This window comes from Pseudomonas sp. ATCC PTA-122608 (assembly GCF_001952855.1).
Classification (GTDB): domain Bacteria; phylum Pseudomonadota; class Gammaproteobacteria; order Pseudomonadales; family Pseudomonadaceae; genus Aquipseudomonas.
The window spans coordinates 58,977-77,407 of record NZ_LPNO01000053.1 but is presented as its reverse complement, the minus strand read 5'-3'; the positions used below and the strand labels follow the sequence as shown (position 1 = coordinate 77,407).

General features: G+C 60.9%; 17 protein-coding genes. 9 read left to right on the top strand and 8 right to left on the bottom strand.

The window, feature by feature from the left end; translation table 11 throughout:
* Positions 1–168 precede the first annotated feature (168 nt).
* From AU074_RS30030 to yccS, 5 genes are all read left to right on the top strand, one after another.
* Positions 169–1,059 carry an alpha/beta fold hydrolase gene (locus AU074_RS30030; protein WP_076017802.1) on the top strand — a complete coding sequence of 297 codons (891 nt, stop codon included), beginning with the start codon at positions 169–171 and terminating at the stop codon, positions 1,057–1,059.
* A gap of 37 nt (positions 1,060–1,096) precedes the next feature.
* Positions 1,097–2,524, top strand: coding sequence for a multidrug transporter subunit MdtD (gene mdtD / locus AU074_RS30025; RefSeq protein WP_076017801.1), 1,428 nt, complete (start codon positions 1,097–1,099; stop codon positions 2,522–2,524).
* 130 nt (positions 2,525–2,654) lie between these two features.
* Positions 2,655–3,992: an ATP-dependent RNA helicase DbpA gene (gene dbpA, locus AU074_RS30020; protein ID WP_256576988.1), complete on the top strand. Its 1,338-nt coding sequence runs from the start codon at positions 2,655–2,657 to the stop codon at positions 3,990–3,992.
* 150 nt (positions 3,993–4,142) lie between these two features.
* Complete coding sequence (locus tag AU074_RS30015) at positions 4,143–5,321, top strand: NAD(P)/FAD-dependent oxidoreductase (protein ID WP_063026608.1); 1,179 nt, start codon at positions 4,143–4,145, stop codon at positions 5,319–5,321.
* A 234-nt stretch (positions 5,322–5,555) separates the two neighbouring features.
* A complete protein-coding gene (yccS, locus tag AU074_RS30010; protein WP_076017799.1) occupies positions 5,556–7,739 on the top strand; it encodes a YccS family putative transporter in 2,184 nt (727 codons plus the stop codon).
* A gap of 39 nt (positions 7,740–7,778) precedes the next feature.
* On the opposite strand, the gene AU074_RS30005 is transcribed toward yccS, so the two are convergent.
* Positions 7,779–8,516: an ABC transporter substrate-binding protein gene (locus AU074_RS30005; RefSeq protein ID WP_076017798.1), complete on the bottom strand. Its 738-nt coding sequence runs from the start codon at positions 8,514–8,516 to the stop codon at positions 7,779–7,781.
* Between the two features lie 221 nt (positions 8,517–8,737).
* On the opposite strand from AU074_RS30005, the gene AU074_RS30000 reads away from it, so the two are divergent.
* On the top strand, positions 8,738–9,190 hold the full coding sequence (locus tag AU074_RS30000) for a GNAT family N-acetyltransferase (protein WP_076017797.1): 453 nt from the start codon (positions 8,738–8,740) through the stop codon (positions 9,188–9,190).
* Between the two features lie 115 nt (positions 9,191–9,305).
* On the opposite strand, the gene AU074_RS29995 is transcribed toward AU074_RS30000, so the two are convergent.
* Genes AU074_RS29995 through AU074_RS29985 form a run of 3 tightly spaced genes read right to left on the bottom strand, consistent with a single transcriptional unit; the run spans position 9,306 to position 12,277 of the window.
* Positions 9,306–9,602, bottom strand: a complete 297-nt coding sequence (locus AU074_RS29995) for a helix-turn-helix domain-containing protein (RefSeq protein WP_076017796.1) — start codon at positions 9,600–9,602, stop codon at positions 9,306–9,308.
* Between the two features lie 19 nt (positions 9,603–9,621).
* On the bottom strand, positions 9,622–10,122 hold the full coding sequence (locus AU074_RS29990) for a M48 family metallopeptidase (protein ID WP_076017795.1): 501 nt from the start codon (positions 10,120–10,122) through the stop codon (positions 9,622–9,624).
* Positions 10,123–10,165: 43 nt separating this feature from the next.
* Positions 10,166–12,277, bottom strand: coding sequence for a bifunctional diguanylate cyclase/phosphodiesterase (locus AU074_RS29985; RefSeq protein ID WP_076017794.1), 2,112 nt, complete (start codon positions 12,275–12,277; stop codon positions 10,166–10,168).
* Between the two features lie 308 nt (positions 12,278–12,585).
* On the opposite strand from AU074_RS29985, the gene AU074_RS29980 reads away from it, so the two are divergent.
* From AU074_RS29980 to AU074_RS29970, 3 genes are all read left to right on the top strand, one after another.
* Positions 12,586–13,251, top strand: a complete 666-nt coding sequence (locus AU074_RS29980; protein ID WP_076017793.1) for a polysaccharide lyase family 7 protein — start codon at positions 12,586–12,588, stop codon at positions 13,249–13,251.
* Between the two features lie 141 nt (positions 13,252–13,392).
* Positions 13,393–14,622 carry an alanine racemase gene (gene alr, locus AU074_RS29975; protein ID WP_076017792.1) on the top strand — a complete coding sequence of 410 codons (1,230 nt, stop codon included), beginning with the start codon at positions 13,393–13,395 and terminating at the stop codon, positions 14,620–14,622.
* A gap of 396 nt (positions 14,623–15,018) precedes the next feature.
* Complete coding sequence (locus AU074_RS29970; protein ID WP_076017791.1) at positions 15,019–15,312, top strand: fructose-bisphosphate aldolase; 294 nt, start codon at positions 15,019–15,021, stop codon at positions 15,310–15,312.
* A gap of 60 nt (positions 15,313–15,372) precedes the next feature.
* Here AU074_RS29970 and fba read toward each other — a convergent pair whose 3' ends face one another.
* The 4 genes from fba to AU074_RS29950 form a co-directional block, all read right to left on the bottom strand.
* Positions 15,373–16,437, bottom strand: coding sequence for a class II fructose-bisphosphate aldolase (fba, locus tag AU074_RS29965; RefSeq protein ID WP_003177554.1), 1,065 nt, complete (start codon positions 16,435–16,437; stop codon positions 15,373–15,375).
* 162 nt (positions 16,438–16,599) lie between these two features.
* A complete protein-coding gene (locus AU074_RS29960; protein WP_076017790.1) occupies positions 16,600–16,935 on the bottom strand; it encodes an MliC family protein in 336 nt (111 codons plus the stop codon).
* A 60-nt stretch (positions 16,936–16,995) separates the two neighbouring features.
* Complete coding sequence (locus tag AU074_RS29955; RefSeq protein WP_076017789.1) at positions 16,996–17,223, bottom strand: hypothetical protein; 228 nt, start codon at positions 17,221–17,223, stop codon at positions 16,996–16,998.
* 29 nt (positions 17,224–17,252) lie between these two features.
* Positions 17,253–18,416, bottom strand: a complete 1,164-nt coding sequence (locus tag AU074_RS29950) for a phosphoglycerate kinase (protein WP_076017788.1) — start codon at positions 18,414–18,416, stop codon at positions 17,253–17,255.
* Positions 18,417–18,431: the final 15 nt, after the last annotated feature.

Below are 18,431 nucleotides of genomic sequence, written 5' to 3'. Positions count from 1 at the left end.
TCAGCCACCCAAAGCCACCGTAGGAGCGAGCTTGCTCGCGAAAAACCCGAGAGCACCGCGTCAAGGCAGGCAAACCGCGTCATCGTTGACGATCTTCGCGAGCAAGCTCGCTCCTACATTCAAGTGATGCATGACCTTGCCCGGGATAGGGCAAGCTGGAGCGTTGACATGAACCATGGAAGTTTTGTCATTGAAAAGCTGTTCAAGCACTACAACGTTCACGTAGAGCAGCTTGGTAACAACCCAGAGAAGAAAACCGTGCTGTTGGTCAATGGCGCGCTCTCCACCACCCGCTCTTTTGCCCGCACCAGCAAGTGCCTGTCCGAGCACTTCAATGTGCTGATGTTCGACTTGCCGTTCTCCGGCTATTCGCGCCCCCACAACACCGACCTCGACCTTGTGACCAAGGACGATGAAGTGCAGATCCTGCGGGCACTGGTGGAGCGCTTTCAGGTCAACCATCTGGTGTCCGCCTCATGGGGCGGGATTTCCACGCTGCTGACCCTGGCCCATAATCCGCCCTCCATTGAAAGCTCGGTGGTGATGGCACTGGCGCCCAACCTCAATCGGGCGATGCTCGAGTACGTGGAACGGGTGCGCGTACTGATCGAGGCCGATGACAAATCTGCCGTCGGCCATCTGCTGAATGAAACCGTGGGCAAATACCTGTCGCCCCGGCTCAAGCGCAACAACCACCGGCATCTGTCGACTATGGCCACCACCGAGTATCGCCAGGCGCGGTTCCATATCCATCAGGTGCTGGCGCTGGGTGACGGCAACTACCTGCCGCAATTGACCCGGATCGAAACCCCGGTGCACTTCCTCAACGGCGTGCTGGACGAGTACACCCCGGCAGATGAAGCCCAACTGTTCAAAAAATACGTAGGCCGCAGCAGCTTTGCCACGGCCGAGCACACCGGCCATTTGCTCGACCTGGAATCCCGCGAAGCGGCCCTGGCCGTGCACCGGGCGCTGATTGACTTCCTGGTGGGCAAAGACGTGGCGTTGTCAGATATAGACGAAGCGCCAGTGGGAAAAGGAGCTGCCGATGGCGCATAATCGCCGAAACATAGGCTGCTAACAAAAAAGGTAACTCATGCCGAATCGCGCCCCTCTCGATGCCAAGACCGCCCGCTGGCTACCTTGGGTGGTAGCGATTGCCTTCTTCATGCAGTCGCTGGATGGGACGATTCTCAACACCGCTTTGCCGGCCATGGCCCGAGACCTGGCGGAGAACCCGCTGCGTATGCAAGGCGTGGTGATCGCCTACATGCTGACGGTGGCCTTGCTGATCCCGGCCTCCGGCTGGGTCGCCGACCGCTTCGGCACCAAGAAGATTTTCTTCGGCGCGATCATGCTGTTCAGCATTGGCTCGTTGCTCTGCGCGCTCTCCAGCACCTTGACCATGCTGGTGGGCGCCCGGGTGATCCAGGGCCTGGGCGGTGCCTTGATGTTGCCAGTGGGCCGGCTGGTGGTGCTGCGTGCCTACCCGCGTTCGGAGCTGGTGCGGATCATGGGCTTCATCACCATTCCCGGGCTGCTGGGCCCGCTGCTCGGCCCGACCATGGGCGGCTGGATGGTGCAATACCTGACCTGGCACTGGATCTTCCTGATCAACCTGCCGGTGGGCATCATCGGCTGCTACGCCGTCTGGAAATTCATCCCCGACCTGCGCGGCAGCGAACGCACCCGTTTCGACGGCGTGGGTTTCCTGCTGTTCGGCGCGGCGATGGTGCTGATCACCATCGCCATGGAAGGCCTCGGCGAATTGCACCTGCCGCACCTGCGGGTGATGTTGCTGCTGTTCGGCGGCCTCGCGTGCCTGGCGGCGTACTGGCTGCGGGCCGGGCATATCGACAACCCGCTGTTCTCGCCGGTGCTGTTCAAGACCCGGACCTTTGCCGTGGGCATCCTCGGCAACCTGTTCGCCCGCCTGGGCAGCGGCGCGTTGCCGTTCCTGGTGCCGCTGCTGTTGCAGGTGGCGCTGGGTTATTCGCCGTCCGAAGCGGGGATGAGCATGCTGCCCCTGGCGGCGGCGGCGATGTTTGCCAAGTCCATTGCCCGGCCGCTGATCGAGCGCCTGGGCTATCGCGTGGTGCTCACCGGCAACACCCTGGCGCTGGGGATCATGCTGGCGAGCATGGGCCTAGTCAGCGAACACACGCCCTACCCGTTGCTGCTGGGCATGCTGGCGGTCCTCGGGGCAATCAACTCGCTGCAATTTACCGCGATGAACACCGTGACCCTGATCGACCTCGACGATGCCCAGGCCAGCAGCGGCAACAGTTTGCTGTCGGTGGTCGCGCAATTGTCCCTGAGCCTGGGGGTGGCCTGCGCCGGTGCGTTGCTGGGCGGTTTTACCGCTGAAGTGGGCAACGACGGGGTCGATACCGTGCTCGGCGCGTTCCAATTGACCTTCGTCACCGTGGGCATCATGGCGATGCTGGCGGCGGCGATCTTCCTGCAATTGTCGCCAAAAGACGGCAAACGGATGGTCAGCCGCGAGCACGACATTGAGCATTAACAGGCTTCTCGTCTAGAACTTGCAGGGAAAATCCCACGGGGCTGGTACACTGCGCGACATTTTGTTTTGCAGAGCCAGTCCCGTGACTACCATCGCCACCGCTTTTAATACTTTGCCCCTGTCCGCCGCCATGCTGGCTAACCTCGACTCGCTGGGTTATGTCGAGATGACGCAGATCCAGGCGCAAAGCTTGCCGGTGATCCTCAAAGGGCTGGACCTGATTGCCCAGGCCAAGACCGGCAGCGGCAAGACCGCAGCCTTCGGCATCGGCCTGCTGAACCCGATCAACCCGCGCTACTTCGGCTGCCAGGCACTGGTCATGTGCCCGACCCGCGAGTTGGCTGACCAGGTGGCCAAGGAAATCCGCCGCCTGGCCCGCGCCGAAGACAACATCAAGGTGCTGACCCTGTGCGGCGGCGTGTCCCTCGGCCCACAGATCGCTTCCCTGGAACACGGCGCCCACGTCATCGTCGGCACCCCGGGCCGCATCCAGCAGCACCTGCGCAAGGGTTCGCTGGTTCTGGACGGCTTGAACACGTTGATCCTCGATGAAGCCGACCGCATGCTCGACATGGGCTTCTACGACGCCATCGAAGACATCATCAGCAAGACCCCGGCCCGCCGCCAGACCCTGCTGTTCTCGGCCACCTACCCGGTGAGCATCAAGCAGCTGGCCTCGAAATTCATGCGCGCGCCGCAACAGGTCAAGGCCGAAGCGTTCCACTCGGACGATCAGATCGAGCAGCGCTTCTACGAGATTTCCCCGGAAGAGCGCATGGACGCGGTGACCAAGGTTCTGGCGCATTTCCGTCCGGCTTCTTGCGTAGCCTTCTGCTTTACCAAGCAGCAAGTGCAGGAAACCGTGGATCACCTGACCTCCAAGGGCATTTCCGCCGTCGGCCTGCATGGCGACCTGGAACAGCGTGACCGTGACCAGGTGCTGGCGATGTTCGCCAACCGCAGTACGTCGGTACTGGTTGCCACCGACGTTGCCGCCCGCGGCTTGGACATTGATGCACTGGACATGGTGATCAACGTCGAACTGGCCCGCGACTCGGAAATCCACATCCACCGTGTGGGCCGTACCGGCCGTGCGGGCGAGACTGGCATTGCTATCAGCCTGGTTGCACCGTCCGAAGCCCATCGCGCCCAGGCCATCGAGCAACTGCAGAAGTCGCCGCTGAACTGGGACCAACTGGACAACCTCAAGCCTCAGAGCGGCGGCCCGTTGCTGCCGGTGATGAGCACCCTGTGCATTGGCGCCGGCCGTAAAGACAAGGTTCGCCCGGGCGACATCCTTGGCGCACTGACCGGTGAAGCCGGGATTCCGGGGGCCCAGGTTGGCAAGATCGCGATCTTTGATTTCCAGGCCTTCGTGGCCGTGGAACGCGGGATCGCCAAGCAGGCGCTGCAGCGCTTGAATGACGGCAAGATCAAAGGCCGTTCGTTGCGCGTGCGTATTCTCTAAAGCGCCACCGCTCTACTGTAGGAGCGAGCTTGCTCGCGAAAAACCTGAGCGCGCCGCGTTTACCCAGACGGCACGCGTTATCGTTGAAGTTTTTCGCGAGCAAGCTCGCTCCTACAGGGATCTTTCTGATTCATGTGTGAGGACACCGTTTTGCGCTCTACCGAAGTCGTAATCATTGGCGCCGGCGCCGCAGGCTTGATGTGTGCGCTGACCGCCGCCGGGCGTGGGCGCAAGGTGATGTTGATCGACCACGCGAACAAGGCCGGCAAAAAGATCCTGATGTCCGGCGGTGGCCGCTGCAACTTCACCAATATGTACACGGAGCCTGCCAACTTCCTCTCCCACAACGCGCACTTCTGCAAGTCCGCCCTGGCCCGCTACACCCAGTGGGATTTCATCGGGCTGGTGGCCAAGCACGGCGTGCCGTACCACGAGAAGAAACTCGGCCAGCTGTTCTGCGACAACAAGTCCAGCGACATCCTCGGGATGCTGCTGGATGAGTGCATCCAGGTCGGCGTGAGCATGCACCTGGACACGTCGGTGCAGGAGATTGCCAAGGTCGATGGCGGCTATCAGTTGCAAACCACCCTGGGTGAGTTGCGCTGCGAATCGCTGGTGATCGCCACCGGCGGGCTGTCGATCCCAACCCTGGGCGCCACCGGCTTTGGTTATCAAGTGGCCAAGCAGTTCGGCCATGAACTGCTGCCGACCCGGGCCGGGCTGGTGCCGTTCACCATCACCGATCAGCTCAAGGAGTTGTGCGGCGAGCTGTCCGGTACTTCCGTGGATTGCCTGGTGAGCTGCAACGACCAGAGCTTTCGCGAGAACATCCTGTTTACCCACCGTGGCCTGAGCGGGCCGGCGATCCTGCAGATTTCCTCGTACTGGGAGTCCGGTGACACCGTGGAAATCAACCTGCTGCCCGATCACGACGCCCACACCTGGCTGCAAGAGCAACAGGTCGAGCGCCCGAACAGCGAGCTGAAAACCCTGCTGGGTGAGATCTTCACAAAAAAGATGGCCAACCTGCTGGCTGAAACCTGGTTCGTTTCCAAGCCGATGAAGCAGTACACCCATGCCGAAATTGCCGACATCGCCAGCAAACTGGGGAGCTGGCAATTGGTGCCCGCGGGCACCGAAGGCTATCGCACCGCCGAGGTCACCCTGGGTGGCGTGGACACGCGGGAAGTCTCGTCCAAGACCATGGAGTCCCTGAAAAGCCCCGGTTTGTACTTCATCGGCGAAGTGTTGGATGTGACCGGTCACCTGGGCGGGTTCAACTTTCAGTGGGCTTGGGCTTCCGGGTATGCAGCCGCTCAATTTGCCTGACGGAATGCGGTAAAAAAATGTGGGAGCGGGCTTGCTCGCGAAGGCGGTGTATCAGTCACTCATGTATTAGCTGACACTCCGCATTCGCGAGCAAGCCCGCTCCCACATTTGGTTCGTGGTGTGCTTGGAAGTAATGACTGGAATAAATTTTGCTCTCAGATGTGATCGCCACGCTTGCCGTGGCGTCATTACTGGCTCAATTTAGCGGCATCGTCCCGGAAGACCCCAGCCTTCATGTCATCGACCTCCTTCAAGCAGTCCATGCGGCGCCTTTGGGCACTGGATAAATTCAGTTACAGCGTACGGGTATTCATCGCCCTGACCGGCAGCATGGCGCTGTGCTGGTACCAGAATGAAATGGCGCTGCTGATCCCGTTGTTCCTGGGGATTATCGCCAGCGCCCTGGCCGAGACCGATGACAACTGGCAAGGCCGGCTCAACGCCCTGGCCGTGACACTGGTGTGCTTCAGCACCGCCGCGCTTTCTGTCGAACTGCTCTTCCCCTATCCCTGGATCTTCGCGATCTTCCTGGCTCTTTCCAGCTTCGGCCTGACCATGCTCGGTGCGCTGGGCGAGCGTTATGGGGCGATCGCTTCGGCCACCCTGATTCTCTCGGTCTACACCATGATCGGCGTGGACCAGCGCGGGGGTGCGGTCACGGACTTCTGGCATGAACCCTTGCTGCTGGTGGCCGGTGCCGCGTGGTATGGCGCGCTGTCGGTGCTGTGGCAGGTGCTGTTTTCCAACCAGCCAGTGCAGCAGAGCCTGGCGCGGTTGTTTCGTGAGCTGGGGCGCTACCTCAAGCTCAAGTCCTCATTGTTCGAACCGATCCGCCAGCTGGATGTGGAAGCACGGCGCCTGGAACTGGCGCAGCAAAACGGCCGGGTGGTGGCAGCACTGAACGCGGCCAAAGAGATCATCCTGCACCGGGTCGGCAATGGCCGCCCGGGCTCCAAGGTCAGCCGCTACCTCAAGCTGTATTTCCTGGCCCAGGACATCCACGAACGCGCCAGCTCCTCGCACTACCCTTACAACGCACTCGCCGACGCCTTCTTCCACAGCGACGTGCTGTTCCGCTGCCAGCGCCTGCTGCGCCAGCAAGGCAAGGCCTGCCAGACCCTCGCCGAATCGATCCAGCTGCGCCAGCCCTTCGTCTATGACGACAGCTTCGCCGAAGCCCTGGGCGACCTGAATGCCTCCCTGGAACACCTGCGCATTCAGAGCAACCCGGCCTGGCGCGGCCTGCTGCGCTCCCTGCGTGCCCTGGCCGCCAACCTGTCGACCCTGGACCGCCTGCTCGGCGACGCCGCCAACCCCGACAGCCTGGCCGATGCCACCGACAGCAGCCTGCTGGATCGAGCCCCGCGCAACCTCAAGGAGATGTGGACCCGCCTGCGCACGCAACTGACGCCAACCTCCTTGCTGTTCCGCCACGCCCTGCGCCTGCCGCTGGCACTGAGCATCGGCTATTGGATGGTGCATTTGATTCATCCGTCCCAAGGCTACTGGATCATCCTCACCACGCTGTTCGTGTGCCAGCCGAATTACGGCGCCACCCGACGCAAGCTCGGCCAGCGAATCATCGGCACGGCCATCGGCCTGACCATCGCCTGGGCGCTGTTCGACCTGTTCCCCAACCCGCTGATCCAGTCAATGTTCGCCATTGCCGCCGGCCTGGTGTTCTTTATCAACCGCACCACGCGCTACACCCTGGCGACCGCCGCGATCACGCTGATGGTGCTGTTCTGCTTCAACCAGGTGGGCGACGGCTACGGGCTGTTCCTGCCACGCTTGTTCGATACCTTGCTCGGCAGCCTGATCGCCGGGCTGGCGGTGTTCCTGTTCCTGCCGGACTGGCAGGGCCGACGCCTGAACAAAGTGCTGGCCAACACCCTGACCTGCAACAGCATCTACCTGCGCCAGATCATGCAGCAGTACGCAGCGGGCAAAAGCGACGACCTGGCTTACCGCCTGGCCCGGCGCAATGCCCACAACGCCGACGCCGCACTGTCCACCACCCTGGCGAATATGCTGATGGAGCCGGGGCATTTCCGTAAGGAGGCGGATGTGGGGTTCAGGTTCCTGGTGCTGTCCCACACACTGCTCAGCTACCTGTCGGGGCTGGGTGCGCACCGGGAAACCCAATTGCCGGCGGAGGTGCGCGAGCACTTGATCGAAGGCGCCGGGAAGACGCTGGCGGCGAGTATCGACGAGATTGCCACGGGGCTGGCCAACAAGCAGCCGATCGCGATTCAGAGTGATGCGGAAGAAGCCTTGGCGGTGGATCTGGAGCAGATGCCGGATGAGATTGATGAAGGGCAGCGGCTGGTGCAGACGCAGTTGGCGTTGATCTGCCGGCAGTTGGGGCCGTTGCGCACACTGGCGGCTCACCTGATCAAAGACACCAGCGAAGCCTGAACCCCTTTCGCGAGCAAGTCGAAGGAGCCATTAGCCCCACTACATCCCATGCTGCTTCATCAACCGCGCATAGCTACCATCCGCCTTCATCCTGGCGATCTCCCGATCAAACCCGGCGACAATCTGCTCATGCTGCGGATTTTTCAGGCTGACCAAAATGTGCAGGCTGTTCTCGCTCAGCGGCATCGGCAAAAACTCCACCGCATTACGCACGGTGGCGGACTCCCGCGCCAGGTAGTAGCGGGCGACGAATTCATCCTCCACCGTCAGCCGCACCCGCTGCGCCGCCAGCATGCGTACGGCCATGGCGAAGTTATGCACAGGGACTTTCTGCAATTGCGGATCAGCGTCGAACGCCGCGGAATAGGCATAGCCGCGCACCACTGCGATGGGATAGTCGTGGAGTTGTTGCAGGTTCTGGTACTCAATGGCGTCATCCCGACGCTTTAGAAACAGCACCCGATTGAGCAAGTACTCACCGGAAAACTGCCCCAACTGAGTACGCGCATCGTCGTACCAGGCATTGACCAGCACGTCGTAACGCCCATCGCCCACGCCCATAAGCGCTCGGGCCCAGGGCACCTGTTCAAAGTCACTGGCATAGCCGGCGCGGGCCAGGGCGGTGGTGACGATGTCGGTGGCCAACCCCCCATTGATCAGGGTGGCATCGGTAAACGGCGGCCAGGCATCCGCCACCAGGCGCAAGCGTTCTGCCGCCGCCGTCTGGGCCAGCAACAACAAACCGATCAAAGCAACGGCACGAGAAAATCGCGGCATGCTCAAGTCCTTGGCGGGCGTTCTATGGCCTGACCTCAGGGTTGAACCCGAGGGTTTAACAGTAGCTCATCAATGAGCCTGCGCTGCAGATTACACAAACGCGGCAGTCGCGCACGCACAGAATGATGGCAAATTGATCTCACTCACAAAAAAGCCGCAATTTAGACACTCGCCTCCCACGCGCTTACTATCCTGACCAGACAATTAGCCGAGAGAACACCATGACAGTCGAATGGGTCTGCAAACACCACAGTGACTTGGGCAAGGAGCAGCTGTACGCCATTTTGCGCCTGCGCTCGGAGGTCTTCGTTGTCGAGCAGAAATGCGTGTACCAAGACATCGATGGCCAGGACCTGGACGGCGACACCCATCACCTGATGGCCTGGAGCGACGGCCAATTACAGGCCTACCTGCGCCTGCTTGATCCTGAATCCCAGGGCGGCGATGTGGTGATCGGCCGGGTGATCGTCGCACCGAGTGCGCGGGGCACCGGGCTGGGGCACGAGATGATGGATGAGGCTCTCAGGCAGGCGGAGAAACAGTGGCCCGACGTGCCGATCTATCTGTCGGCCCAGGCGCATTTGCAGGGGTATTACGGGCGATACGGGTTTGTGGTGGCGGGTGAGGAATACCTTGAGGATGACATTCCACATATAGGCATGCGCCGGGCATGAGGGCCTCTTCGCGAGCAAGCCCGCTCCCACATTTGACCGAGTCCCACCTTTGGAATGCGGTCGAATGTGGGAGCGGGCTTGCTCGCGAAGGCGTCAGCCCGGTCACCACAAACCTTCAGGGGTACCCCAACACCTGTTTAATGCTCGCCAGGTTCGCCTCGATCCAGCGCGGCTCGATCGCGCCCCAACTGTGAATCCGATAGCGCCCGGCATGATTGCGGGCGCCGTCTTCCTGCTCAAACTCACACACAATGTCCAAATCCGCCAACGCCGCAATCGTGTCCTGGGCAGTGCGCCGGGGCATGCCCGTGACTTCGGTCAGGGCCGGGACGCTGCTGGCCAACTGGCTGTCGATCAGATACGCCACATACAAGCGCCGGTAGAAGCTGCTTTTGGTCTTGCTCACATCCATGCTCGATCGCCTTTGAAGGTTAGGGCTTGCCCTGCATGTCCCGCCAGGTCAGGTATACCCGCAGGTCGAATTCCACCTGATGGTAGCCCGGCAGCATGTATTCACAGAGTTTGTAGAACGCCTTGTTGTGGTCCGATTCCTTGAAGTGCGCCAGTTCGTGTACCACGATCATGCGCAGAAACTCCGGCGCGGCTTCCTTGAACAGCGAGGCGATGCGGATTTCTTTCTTCGACTTGAGGTTGCCGCCCTGCACCCGGGAGATGGTGGTGTGCAGGCCGAGGGCGCGGTGGGTCAGGTCCAGGCGGTTATCGAACAGCACTTTGTCGATGGCCGGGGCGTTGCGCAGGTGTTCCTGCTTCAAGGCCTGGGCGTAGTTGTACAGCGCTTTGTCGCTCTGCACCCCGTGCCGCTCGGGGTAGCGCTGGGTCAGGTAGTCGCCGAGTTGGTCCTTGGCAATCAACTGACGCACTTGCTCCTGCAATGCTGGGGGGTAGGCCTGGAGGTATTTCAGCGCGGTCATGAGGTCAACAACGGGTATTTGAATGGCCGCCAGTGTAGCGAATTCAGCGGGACGCTGCGCGCAGGTGCCAGTTGGCGACTTCATCCGCTATCAACGGGGCCGCCACCTGCGGCCCCTGGATGAACTGGCAACCGTTGGCCTTGAGCCATTCGACTTGCTCCTGGGTCTCGACGCCCTCGGCAATCACCAGCAGATCGAAGTGCCGGCACAGTTCGATAATGCTCCGCGCCATCGCCGCGTCCCGGGATGAGCCCGGCAGGCGAGCGACCAGCTTCGGGTCGAGCTTGAGGGTGTCGAATTCCAGGTCCCGCAGGTGCGCCAGGGAACAGTTCCCGGCGCCGAAATCATCCAGCGCAATCCGCACACCGGCCTGGCGCAACAGCTTGAGCTGCTTGGTGGACTCATCCAGGTTGTGCATCAGGCTTTCTTCGCTGATCTCCACCTCAAGCTGCCGGCCCTGCAGCCCATGTCGATCCAGCACCTGCTGCAGCTGGCTGGCGAGGTTCGGCATATTGAACTGGCTGCTGCTCAAACTCACGCTCAGCACCAACTCGTCGCCGAACACCGACTTCCATGCCTGCCGCTGGGCGGCCACCTGCTGGTAGATCCAGGTGCTCAATTGGCTGATCAGCCGCGCCTCTTCCAGCAACGGCAAAAACAGCCCCGGCGGCACATCGCCAACGCTCGGATGCTGCCAGCGCAGCAGCACCTCGACACCCCGCAGCTGGCCGTCGTGCAACGACACCTGCGGCTGGTACACCAGGGTGAAATCCTTGCTGTCGATGGCGCTGCGCACACTGTCTTCGAGCATCAAGCGCGAGCGGGCGCGGCCGTTCATTTCCTGGTCGTAATAGCGATATTGCTGACGTCCGGCGCGCTTGGCTTCGTACATGGCGACGTCCGCCGCGCGCAGCAGGCCGTTGAGGTCCGAGCCGCAGTCCGGGAACGTGGCAATACCGATACTGACCCCGAGCATCACATCCAAACCGTCAACCTGCTGACAGATCGACACCCGTTCGATCAGTTTTTCCGCAATTTTGGCCGCCTGCTCCGGGAACTCCAGCTCCAACAGCGCGGTGAATTCATCCCCGCCCATGCGTCCAAGAATGTCATAAGAACGAAGGCACGCTTTCAACTGCTCCGCGACCCAGCGCAGCACCCGGTCACCGGCGTCGTGGCCCAGGGAATCATTGACCCGCTTGAACCCGTCGAGGTCCAGGTACAGCAGCACCAGCGACTGTTCGTTACGCTCACTGCGCAGGAGCACATTCTCCACGGACTGGTGAAACCCGCGCCGATTGAGCAAGCCGGTCAGCGGGTCGGTCACCGCCTGGAACTCCAGTTGCTGATGCAGATGGCGCACCTCGGACATGTCCAGCACCGTCACCACCATGGCTTTCTGCTCGGCCGGCAGCGGCGCACACGACATCGCCACCGGCAGCTGCTGGCCGGGCACGGTGCGCAAAATCGCGTCGTGCAGGCGCCAGGTTTCGCCGCGTTTGTAACCTTCGTACAAAGCCGAGTCAGACCAGGCAGGCACGTGGGGCTTTTGCAAAAAATCGAGGAACTCGGCGCCCTGTAGCTCGGCAACCGGCGCATTCAGCAGCCGCGAAATCGCCGGGTTGGCGTAGCTGATCACACCGTCCTCGCCCACCACCAGGATGCCTTCGGCGGCATTGTCCAGCACCGAGGCATTGAAGGCACGGGCGGATTCAAGGTCGTGGCTCAGCCGCTGCAAGGCCCGGCGATTGCGCTGGTGCTCCAGCAGGGCCTGGACCTTGGGCTTGAGGATATTCGGATCGAAGGGTTTCAGCAGGTAGTCGATTGCGCCGCTGGCATACCCTTCCAGCATCGCCGCCGGCGACTGGGCGTGGGCGCTGAGAAAGATGATCGGGGTCAGTTGCGTGCGCTGGCTTCCCCGCATCAGCCGAGCCACCTCGAACCCGTCCATACCGGGCATCATTACATCGAGCAGCACCAGATCGACGTCATGCTCGAGCAGCAATTCCAAGGCTTCAACCCCGGATGCCGCCGTCACCACATGCCAGTCTTCACGCTGCAATAGCGCACGCATGCTGATCAGGTTTTCGGGATAGTCATCGACCACCAGAAGCACTGAACAACCATCGCGGGGCTTGATTGGAGCGCATTCCATTGCTGCTTCTCTTTCGTCGGCGTCATTCCGGTCATTTTTGCGACAAAACCGGATAAACAATAAGGGCTCACTCTAGCCTCGGATCCCATAAAGCAGAAGCCACGACGGTGCCATCATTGCGCCAAACTCCAGACAACCGACTAACGGTCAGTGTCTACAGCCCGCGGTTTACGTGAAACATGGCTTTTTGACATTTGATTGGCGCCAACAATCCGCCACAAAATCATTAACAATCCATTTCGAGCCACCTATAAAGAAAGTGCCGGCTCCCGAGCCAAGGCCTTCTCTCCCCGTTAAAGGCGTATTCAATGATTGATCTGTCCACCTGGAACCTGAGCATCCCCGTCGGCTCCCCGCCCTCGACCATCGACACCCCGAAACTGCTCAGCGGGTTCAAGGACCAATACTTCCAGGCCGAAGGCAGCAGCGTGCAATTCTGGACCCCGGTCACCGGCACGCGTACCGAAAACGCGGTTTACCCGCGTAGCGAACTGCGTGAAACCTACTCCGACGGCCGCCTGCGCAACTGGCTCTACAGCGACGCCGACAATTTCCTGCGTGCCACGTTGGCGGTCAACAAGGTGCCGTCGTCCGGCAAGGTGGTGATCGGTCAAATCCACGCCTACGAAAGCCAGAAGCCACTGATCAAGGTCGAGTACCAATACAAGGAAAAAACCCAGACCGGCAACATCGTCGCCAAGGTGCGCATGCGTCCCGACGAGTCAGAAGGCCGGGTGATCATCGTTGCCGAGAACGTACCGCTGGACCGCGACTTCACCTACGTCATCCACCTGAACAAGGCTGGCCTGCTGAGCGTCGACGCGGCCAACGGGCAGTGGAACGAACGCATCGGTGCTGCGTGGGGCAAACAGCCGCTGTACTTCAAGGCCGGTGCCTACGTGCAGGACAACAGCGGCAACAGCAAGGAAGGCGCCCGGGTGACGTTTGCCAAGCTGGATATTGATCACGACTGAAGCTGATTCGCTTCAGCGACCGGTCCCACGACGCTTTAGGACAGAACCGCGACCCAGGGTCTCGACTTTCTTGTAGGACAATCCGAGTATGGCGCCGCGCACGCGCACTACCCCCTATAAGAAAGTCATGGAGACTGCCCAATGCCCTTTTCCCGCACCCTGCTCGCCCTCTCTATGGGCATGGCTCTGCTGCAAAACCCGGCCTTCGCCGCCCCGCCTCTCTCGATGGCCGACGGGGTGGCCAAGGTCAATATCCAGGACAGCAACGCCTGGGTCGAAATCAACAAAGTCGCCTTCGAAAACAACATCCGCACCCTGCAAGCCAGCCTCGCCGACAAATCGAAAATCTGCGCCGTGCTCAAGGCGGATGCCTACGGTCACGGCATCGGTTTACTGATGCCTTCGGTGATCAAATTGGGCGTACCCTGCGTTGGCATCGCCAGCAACGAAGAAGCCCGCGTGGTCCGTGAAAGCGGCTTCAAGGGCCAACTGATCCGCGTACGCACCGCCGCCCTGAGCGAGCTGGAAGCTGCGTTGCCGTATAACGTCGAAGAGCTGGTGGGCAATCTGGACTTCGCCGTGCGCGCCAGCCTGATCGCCGAAAACCACGGCCGCCCGCTGGTCGTGCACTTGGGCCTGAACTCCAGCGGCATGAGCCGCAACGGCGTGGAAATGACCACCGCCCAAGGCCGCCGCGACGCCGTAGCCATTACCAAGGTGCCGAACCTGCAGGTGACGGCGATCATGACCCACTTCGCCGTTGAAGATGCCGTCGACGTGCGCACGGGGCTCAAGGCGTTTAACGAACAAGCCAACTGGCTGATCAACGTCGCCCAGCTCGACCGCAGCAAAATCACCCTGCACGCCGCCAACTCCTTCGCCACCCTGGAAGTGCCCGAGTCACGGCTGGACATGGTTCGTCCGGGCGGCCTGCTGTTTGGCGATACCGTGCCGTCGTTCACCGAATACAAGCGCGTGATGCAGTTCAAATCCCACGTGGCGTCGGTCAACAGCTACCCGAAGGGCAACACCGTGGGCTACGACCGCACCTACACCCTGGCGCGGGATTCGAAACTGGCGAACATCACCGTCGGTTATTCCGACGGCTATCGCCGGGCGTTTACCAACAAAGGCGTGGTGCTGATCAACGGGCACCGGGTGCCGGTGGTGGGCAAGGTGTCGATGAACACGCTGATGGTAGATGTCACCGACGTGCCGACCGTTAAGAGCGGCGATGAGGTGGTGTTGTTCGGCAAGCAGGGCGCGGTGGAGACCAGCCAGGCGGAGGTTGAAGACATCAACGGTGCGTTGCTGGCGGATCTGTATACGGTGTGGGGCAATTCCAATCCTAAGGTGTTGGTGGATAAATAAGCTGCATCACTGCTTACTGTAGGAGCGAGCTTGCTCGCGAAAAACCCGAGACCGCCGCGCTTCATCCGGCTTCCCGCGTTATCGTTCGCGACCTTCGCGAGCAAGCTCGCTCCTACAGATGGCCGGTTGCAGCGGTTGGACTCGGCGCTTATAGTTCGCCCCGTCGCAAGCATTGATTGGCGATAGGGTTTCGCAGCCCTACAGAGTTAATACCGTACCCGTCAAAATACGACATAGGCAGTCCTGCCAATGCTCGGTTTTTTATGGCGGTTGTACGTGGGAGACCTTCGGGTCTGCCGGGTCTTAACTCCTCGGTCTGCGAACCCGCGTACAACTGCCACCCCATTTGTTTCGCAGCAAACGGTGGCTAATCTTCTCTTGAGTTAAGGATTTGCCATGAAGCCACAACTCCCGCCCCGCCGCTTCACCCCTTGCACCGAAACAGCCACCGAATACCCGGTGCTCCTGATCGACAGCGAAGCTCCGCTACAGGACCTGCACGCCTGCCTGCGTGAACGCCTCAATGCCGCCCTCGAACACCTCAACCTGATGGCCTGCTCCAGCCTGCCCGATTTTGCGGAGCGTGACCTGAACCACGTAGCCAACACCGCCCGCATCCTGGTGCAGAACGTAAGCGATGTATTCCGCGTCATCGAACACCGCAGCTTCGACACACCCACAGCCGCCTGATCAAATTTCAGCCACAAAAAAGCCCGCATCGCTGCGGGCTTCTTCATTAACGCATAAGGCTTAGTTCACCTTGGCGTTCAACTCACCTTTCAGGTAACGCTGGTACATCGCTTCCAGGGAGATCGGCTTGATCTTCGAAGCATTACCCGCAGTACCGAAAGCTTCATAACGCGCGATACACACGTCACGCATGGCCGTCACGGTAGCGCCGAAGAATTTACGTGGGTCAAATTCGCTCGGGTTGGTGGCCATCAGGCGACGCATCGCACCGGTGGAGGCCAGGCGCAGGTCGGTGTCGATGTTGACCTTACGTACGCCGTACTTGATGCCTTCAACGATTTCTTCAACCGGCACGCCGTAGGTTTCTTTGATGTCGCCGCCGTACTGGTTGATGATCGCCAGCCACTCTTGCGGTACCGAGGAAGAACCGTGCATCACCAGGTGGGTGTTCGGGATGCGTTTGTGGATTTCCTTGATGCGGTCGATCGCCAGCACGTCGCCGGTAGGTGGCTTGGTGAACTTGTAGGCGCCGTGGCTGGTGCCGATGGCAATGGCCAGGGCGTCAACTTGGGTCTTTTTCACGAAGTCGGCGGCTTCTTCCGGATCGGTCAGCATTTGGCTGTGATCCAGTACGCCTTCGGCGCCGATGCCGTCTTCTTCACCGGCCATGCCGGTTTCCAGGGAACCCAGGCAGCCCAGCTCGCCTTCAACCGAAACGCCGCAGGCGTGTGCCATGGCTACGGTTTGTTGGGTGACGCGTACGTTGTATTCGTAGTCGGTCGGGGTCTTGCCGTCTTCACCCAGGGAACCGTCCATCATTACCGAGCTGAAGCCCAGCTGGATGGAGCGCTGGCACACGTCAGGGCTGGTGCCGTGGTCCTGGTGCATGCACACCGGGATGTGCGGGAATTCTTCGATCGCGGCGAGGATCAGGTGACGCAGGAACGGAGCACCGGCGTATTTGCGCGCGCCGGCCGAAGCCTGGACGATCACTGGAGAGTCAGTCTTGTCAGCGGCTTCCATGATGGCGCGCATCTGCTCAAGGTTGTTGACGTTGAAGGCTGGAACGCCATAGCCGAATTCGGCTGCGTGGTCCAACATCTGGCGCATGCTGATAAGTGCCATTGTGAGTCTCTCTCCCGGTCGAGGGTCGTTAATCGTGCAAGCCTGCCGTAGCGGCGGCTGCTATTCAAGTTATTGAAGGTCAGGCTTTCAAAGCCTGCCTTGCTTAATCGTTAAATCAGTATTTCGGTGCGGCTGATGGCCCCTTCGCAGGCAAGCCAGCTCCTACATCGCTTTACAGCCACGCCCGATCAAATCGTCGGTGGCAACCCAGTAAACCAGGCCTTCCTCACCCTTTGTGTGAAACGCCAACTGGCCGTCGCTGTACAGCACGCCCGAAGCCGCCACTTCCTGCTTGAGGCGGTACACCTGGTCTGAGCCGCCGAGGCGTACATCCACCTGGGTGCGGGCCTGGTCGGCAAAGCGCCAGTTGACTTGCGCCTGGCTGTCACACGTCCAGGTGGTCCACTTGTCTACCGGCTCTGCCTTCTTTTCGAACATGTTCAGGTTGGTGCATCCGGCCAATAACGCCAGTGCTGCCAGGGCGAAAACGCCTTTCATTGCCAATCCTCAAGCGGCGACCTGCGGCCACCGCTGCTGTCGGTTAGTGAATCAGACCCGTCAAGGGCAACCCTGTTCCTGACCGTTGGGCGCAGAGTCGTATTTCTCCAACCCGTCCGGCCCGATGCGCTTGCTGATCACCGGCATGGTTTCGGCTTGCCAGTCAGCCTGATAGCAACTCTTGCGCGGGTCAGCCCCGGGCTTTTCAGACTCGGGCGCCGCTTTAGGCGTGCTGCCGCAGCCGGCCAATACGCCCGCTGCTATTACCAGTGCCAACGACTTGATCATCGGAATGCTCCTTTTCCTCAGCAAGTGCTTCAGCCCTTCGCTCGGCTTTCCAGCACTTCGACAGCCGGCAGTACCTTGCCTTCGACGAATTCGAGGAATGCACCACCACCGGTAGAAATGTAGGAGATCTGGTCAGCAACGCCATATTTATCGATGGCTGCCAGGGTGTCGCCACCACCGGCGATGGAGAATGCCGAGCTTTCAGCGATGGCGTGGGCCAATACTTTGGTGCCGTTGCCGAACTGATCGAACTCGAACACACCCACCGGGCCGTTCCACAGAATGGTCTGGGACGACTTCAGCAGTTCAGCGAAGTTGGCTGCAGTTTGCGGGCCGATATCCAGGATCATGTCGTCGTCGGCCACATCAGCGATCAGCTTGACGGTGGCTTCGGCGCTTTCAGCGAATTCCTTGGCCACTACTACGTCCACCGGCAGCGGCACGCTGACCTTGGCGGCAATGGCGCGGGCGGTGTCCAGCAGGTCCGGCTCGTACAGCGATTTGCCCACCGGGTGACCGGCAGCCGCCAGGAAGGTGTTGGCAATGCCGCCGCCGACGATCAACTGGTTGCAGATCTGGCTCAGGCTGTTCAACACGTCGAGCTTGGTGGAGACCTTGGAGCCGGCAACGATGGCGGCCATTGGTTGTGCCGGTGCGCCCAGGGCCTTGCCCAGTGCGTCCAGCTCAGCGGCCAGCAACGGGCCAGCTGCAGCAACTTTAGCAAACTTGGCCACGCCGTGGGTCGAACCCTCGGCACGGTGAGCGGTGCCGAAGGCGTCCATCACGAACACGTCGCACAGGGCAGCGTATTGCTGGGCCAGTTCGTCGCTGTTCTTTTTCTCGCCCTTGTTGAAGCGCACGTTTTCGAACAGCACGATGTCGCCGGCCTTCACGTCCACGCCGTTCAGGTAGTCGGCAACCAGCGGCACGTCGCGGCCCAGGGCCTTGCTCAGGTAATCGGCCACAGGCTTGAGGCTGTTTTCTGCCGAGAATTCACCTTCGGTCGGGCGACCCAGGTGGGAGCAGACCATCACGGCCGCGCCTTTTTCCAGGGCCAGCTTGATGGTCGGCAGCGAGGCCAGGATTCGCGCATCGCTGGTGACAACACCGTCCTTGACTGGGACGTTGAGGTCTTCGCGGATCAGTACGCGCTTACCTTGCAGATCGAGGTCGGTCATCTTCAACACGGTCATGGGTGGCAATTCCTG

Excerpts from the sequence above, each read along its gene's own strand:
- AU074_RS30030 (WP_076017802.1), top strand. The coding sequence starts at position 169 with ATGAACCATGGAAGTTTTGTCATTGAAAAGCTGTTCAAGCACTACAAC.
- mdtD (WP_076017801.1), top strand. The coding sequence starts at position 1,097 with ATGCCGAATCGCGCCCCTCTCGATGCCAAGACCGCCCGCTGGCTACCT.
- dbpA (WP_256576988.1), top strand. The coding sequence starts at position 2,655 with ATGCTGGCTAACCTCGACTCGCTGGGTTATGTCGAGATGACGCAGATC.
- yccS (WP_076017799.1), top strand. The coding sequence starts at position 5,556 with ATGTCATCGACCTCCTTCAAGCAGTCCATGCGGCGCCTTTGGGCACTG.
- AU074_RS30005 (WP_076017798.1), bottom strand. The coding sequence starts at position 8,516 with ATGCCGCGATTTTCTCGTGCCGTTGCTTTGATCGGTTTGTTGTTGCTG.
- AU074_RS30000 (WP_076017797.1), top strand. The coding sequence starts at position 8,738 with ATGACAGTCGAATGGGTCTGCAAACACCACAGTGACTTGGGCAAGGAG.
- AU074_RS29995 (WP_076017796.1), bottom strand. The coding sequence starts at position 9,602 with ATGGATGTGAGCAAGACCAAAAGCAGCTTCTACCGGCGCTTGTATGTG.
- AU074_RS29990 (WP_076017795.1), bottom strand. The coding sequence starts at position 10,122 with ATGACCGCGCTGAAATACCTCCAGGCCTACCCCCCAGCATTGCAGGAG.
- AU074_RS29985 (WP_076017794.1), bottom strand. The coding sequence starts at position 12,277 with ATGGAATGCGCTCCAATCAAGCCCCGCGATGGTTGTTCAGTGCTTCTG.
- AU074_RS29980 (WP_076017793.1), top strand. The coding sequence starts at position 12,586 with ATGATTGATCTGTCCACCTGGAACCTGAGCATCCCCGTCGGCTCCCCG.
- alr (WP_076017792.1), top strand. The coding sequence starts at position 13,393 with ATGCCCTTTTCCCGCACCCTGCTCGCCCTCTCTATGGGCATGGCTCTG.
- AU074_RS29970 (WP_076017791.1), top strand. The coding sequence starts at position 15,019 with ATGAAGCCACAACTCCCGCCCCGCCGCTTCACCCCTTGCACCGAAACA.
- fba (WP_003177554.1), bottom strand. The coding sequence starts at position 16,437 with ATGGCACTTATCAGCATGCGCCAGATGTTGGACCACGCAGCCGAATTC.
- AU074_RS29960 (WP_076017790.1), bottom strand. The coding sequence starts at position 16,935 with ATGAAAGGCGTTTTCGCCCTGGCAGCACTGGCGTTATTGGCCGGATGC.
- AU074_RS29955 (WP_076017789.1), bottom strand. The coding sequence starts at position 17,223 with ATGATCAAGTCGTTGGCACTGGTAATAGCAGCGGGCGTATTGGCCGGC.
- AU074_RS29950 (WP_076017788.1), bottom strand. The coding sequence starts at position 18,416 with ATGACCGTGTTGAAGATGACCGACCTCGATCTGCAAGGTAAGCGCGTA.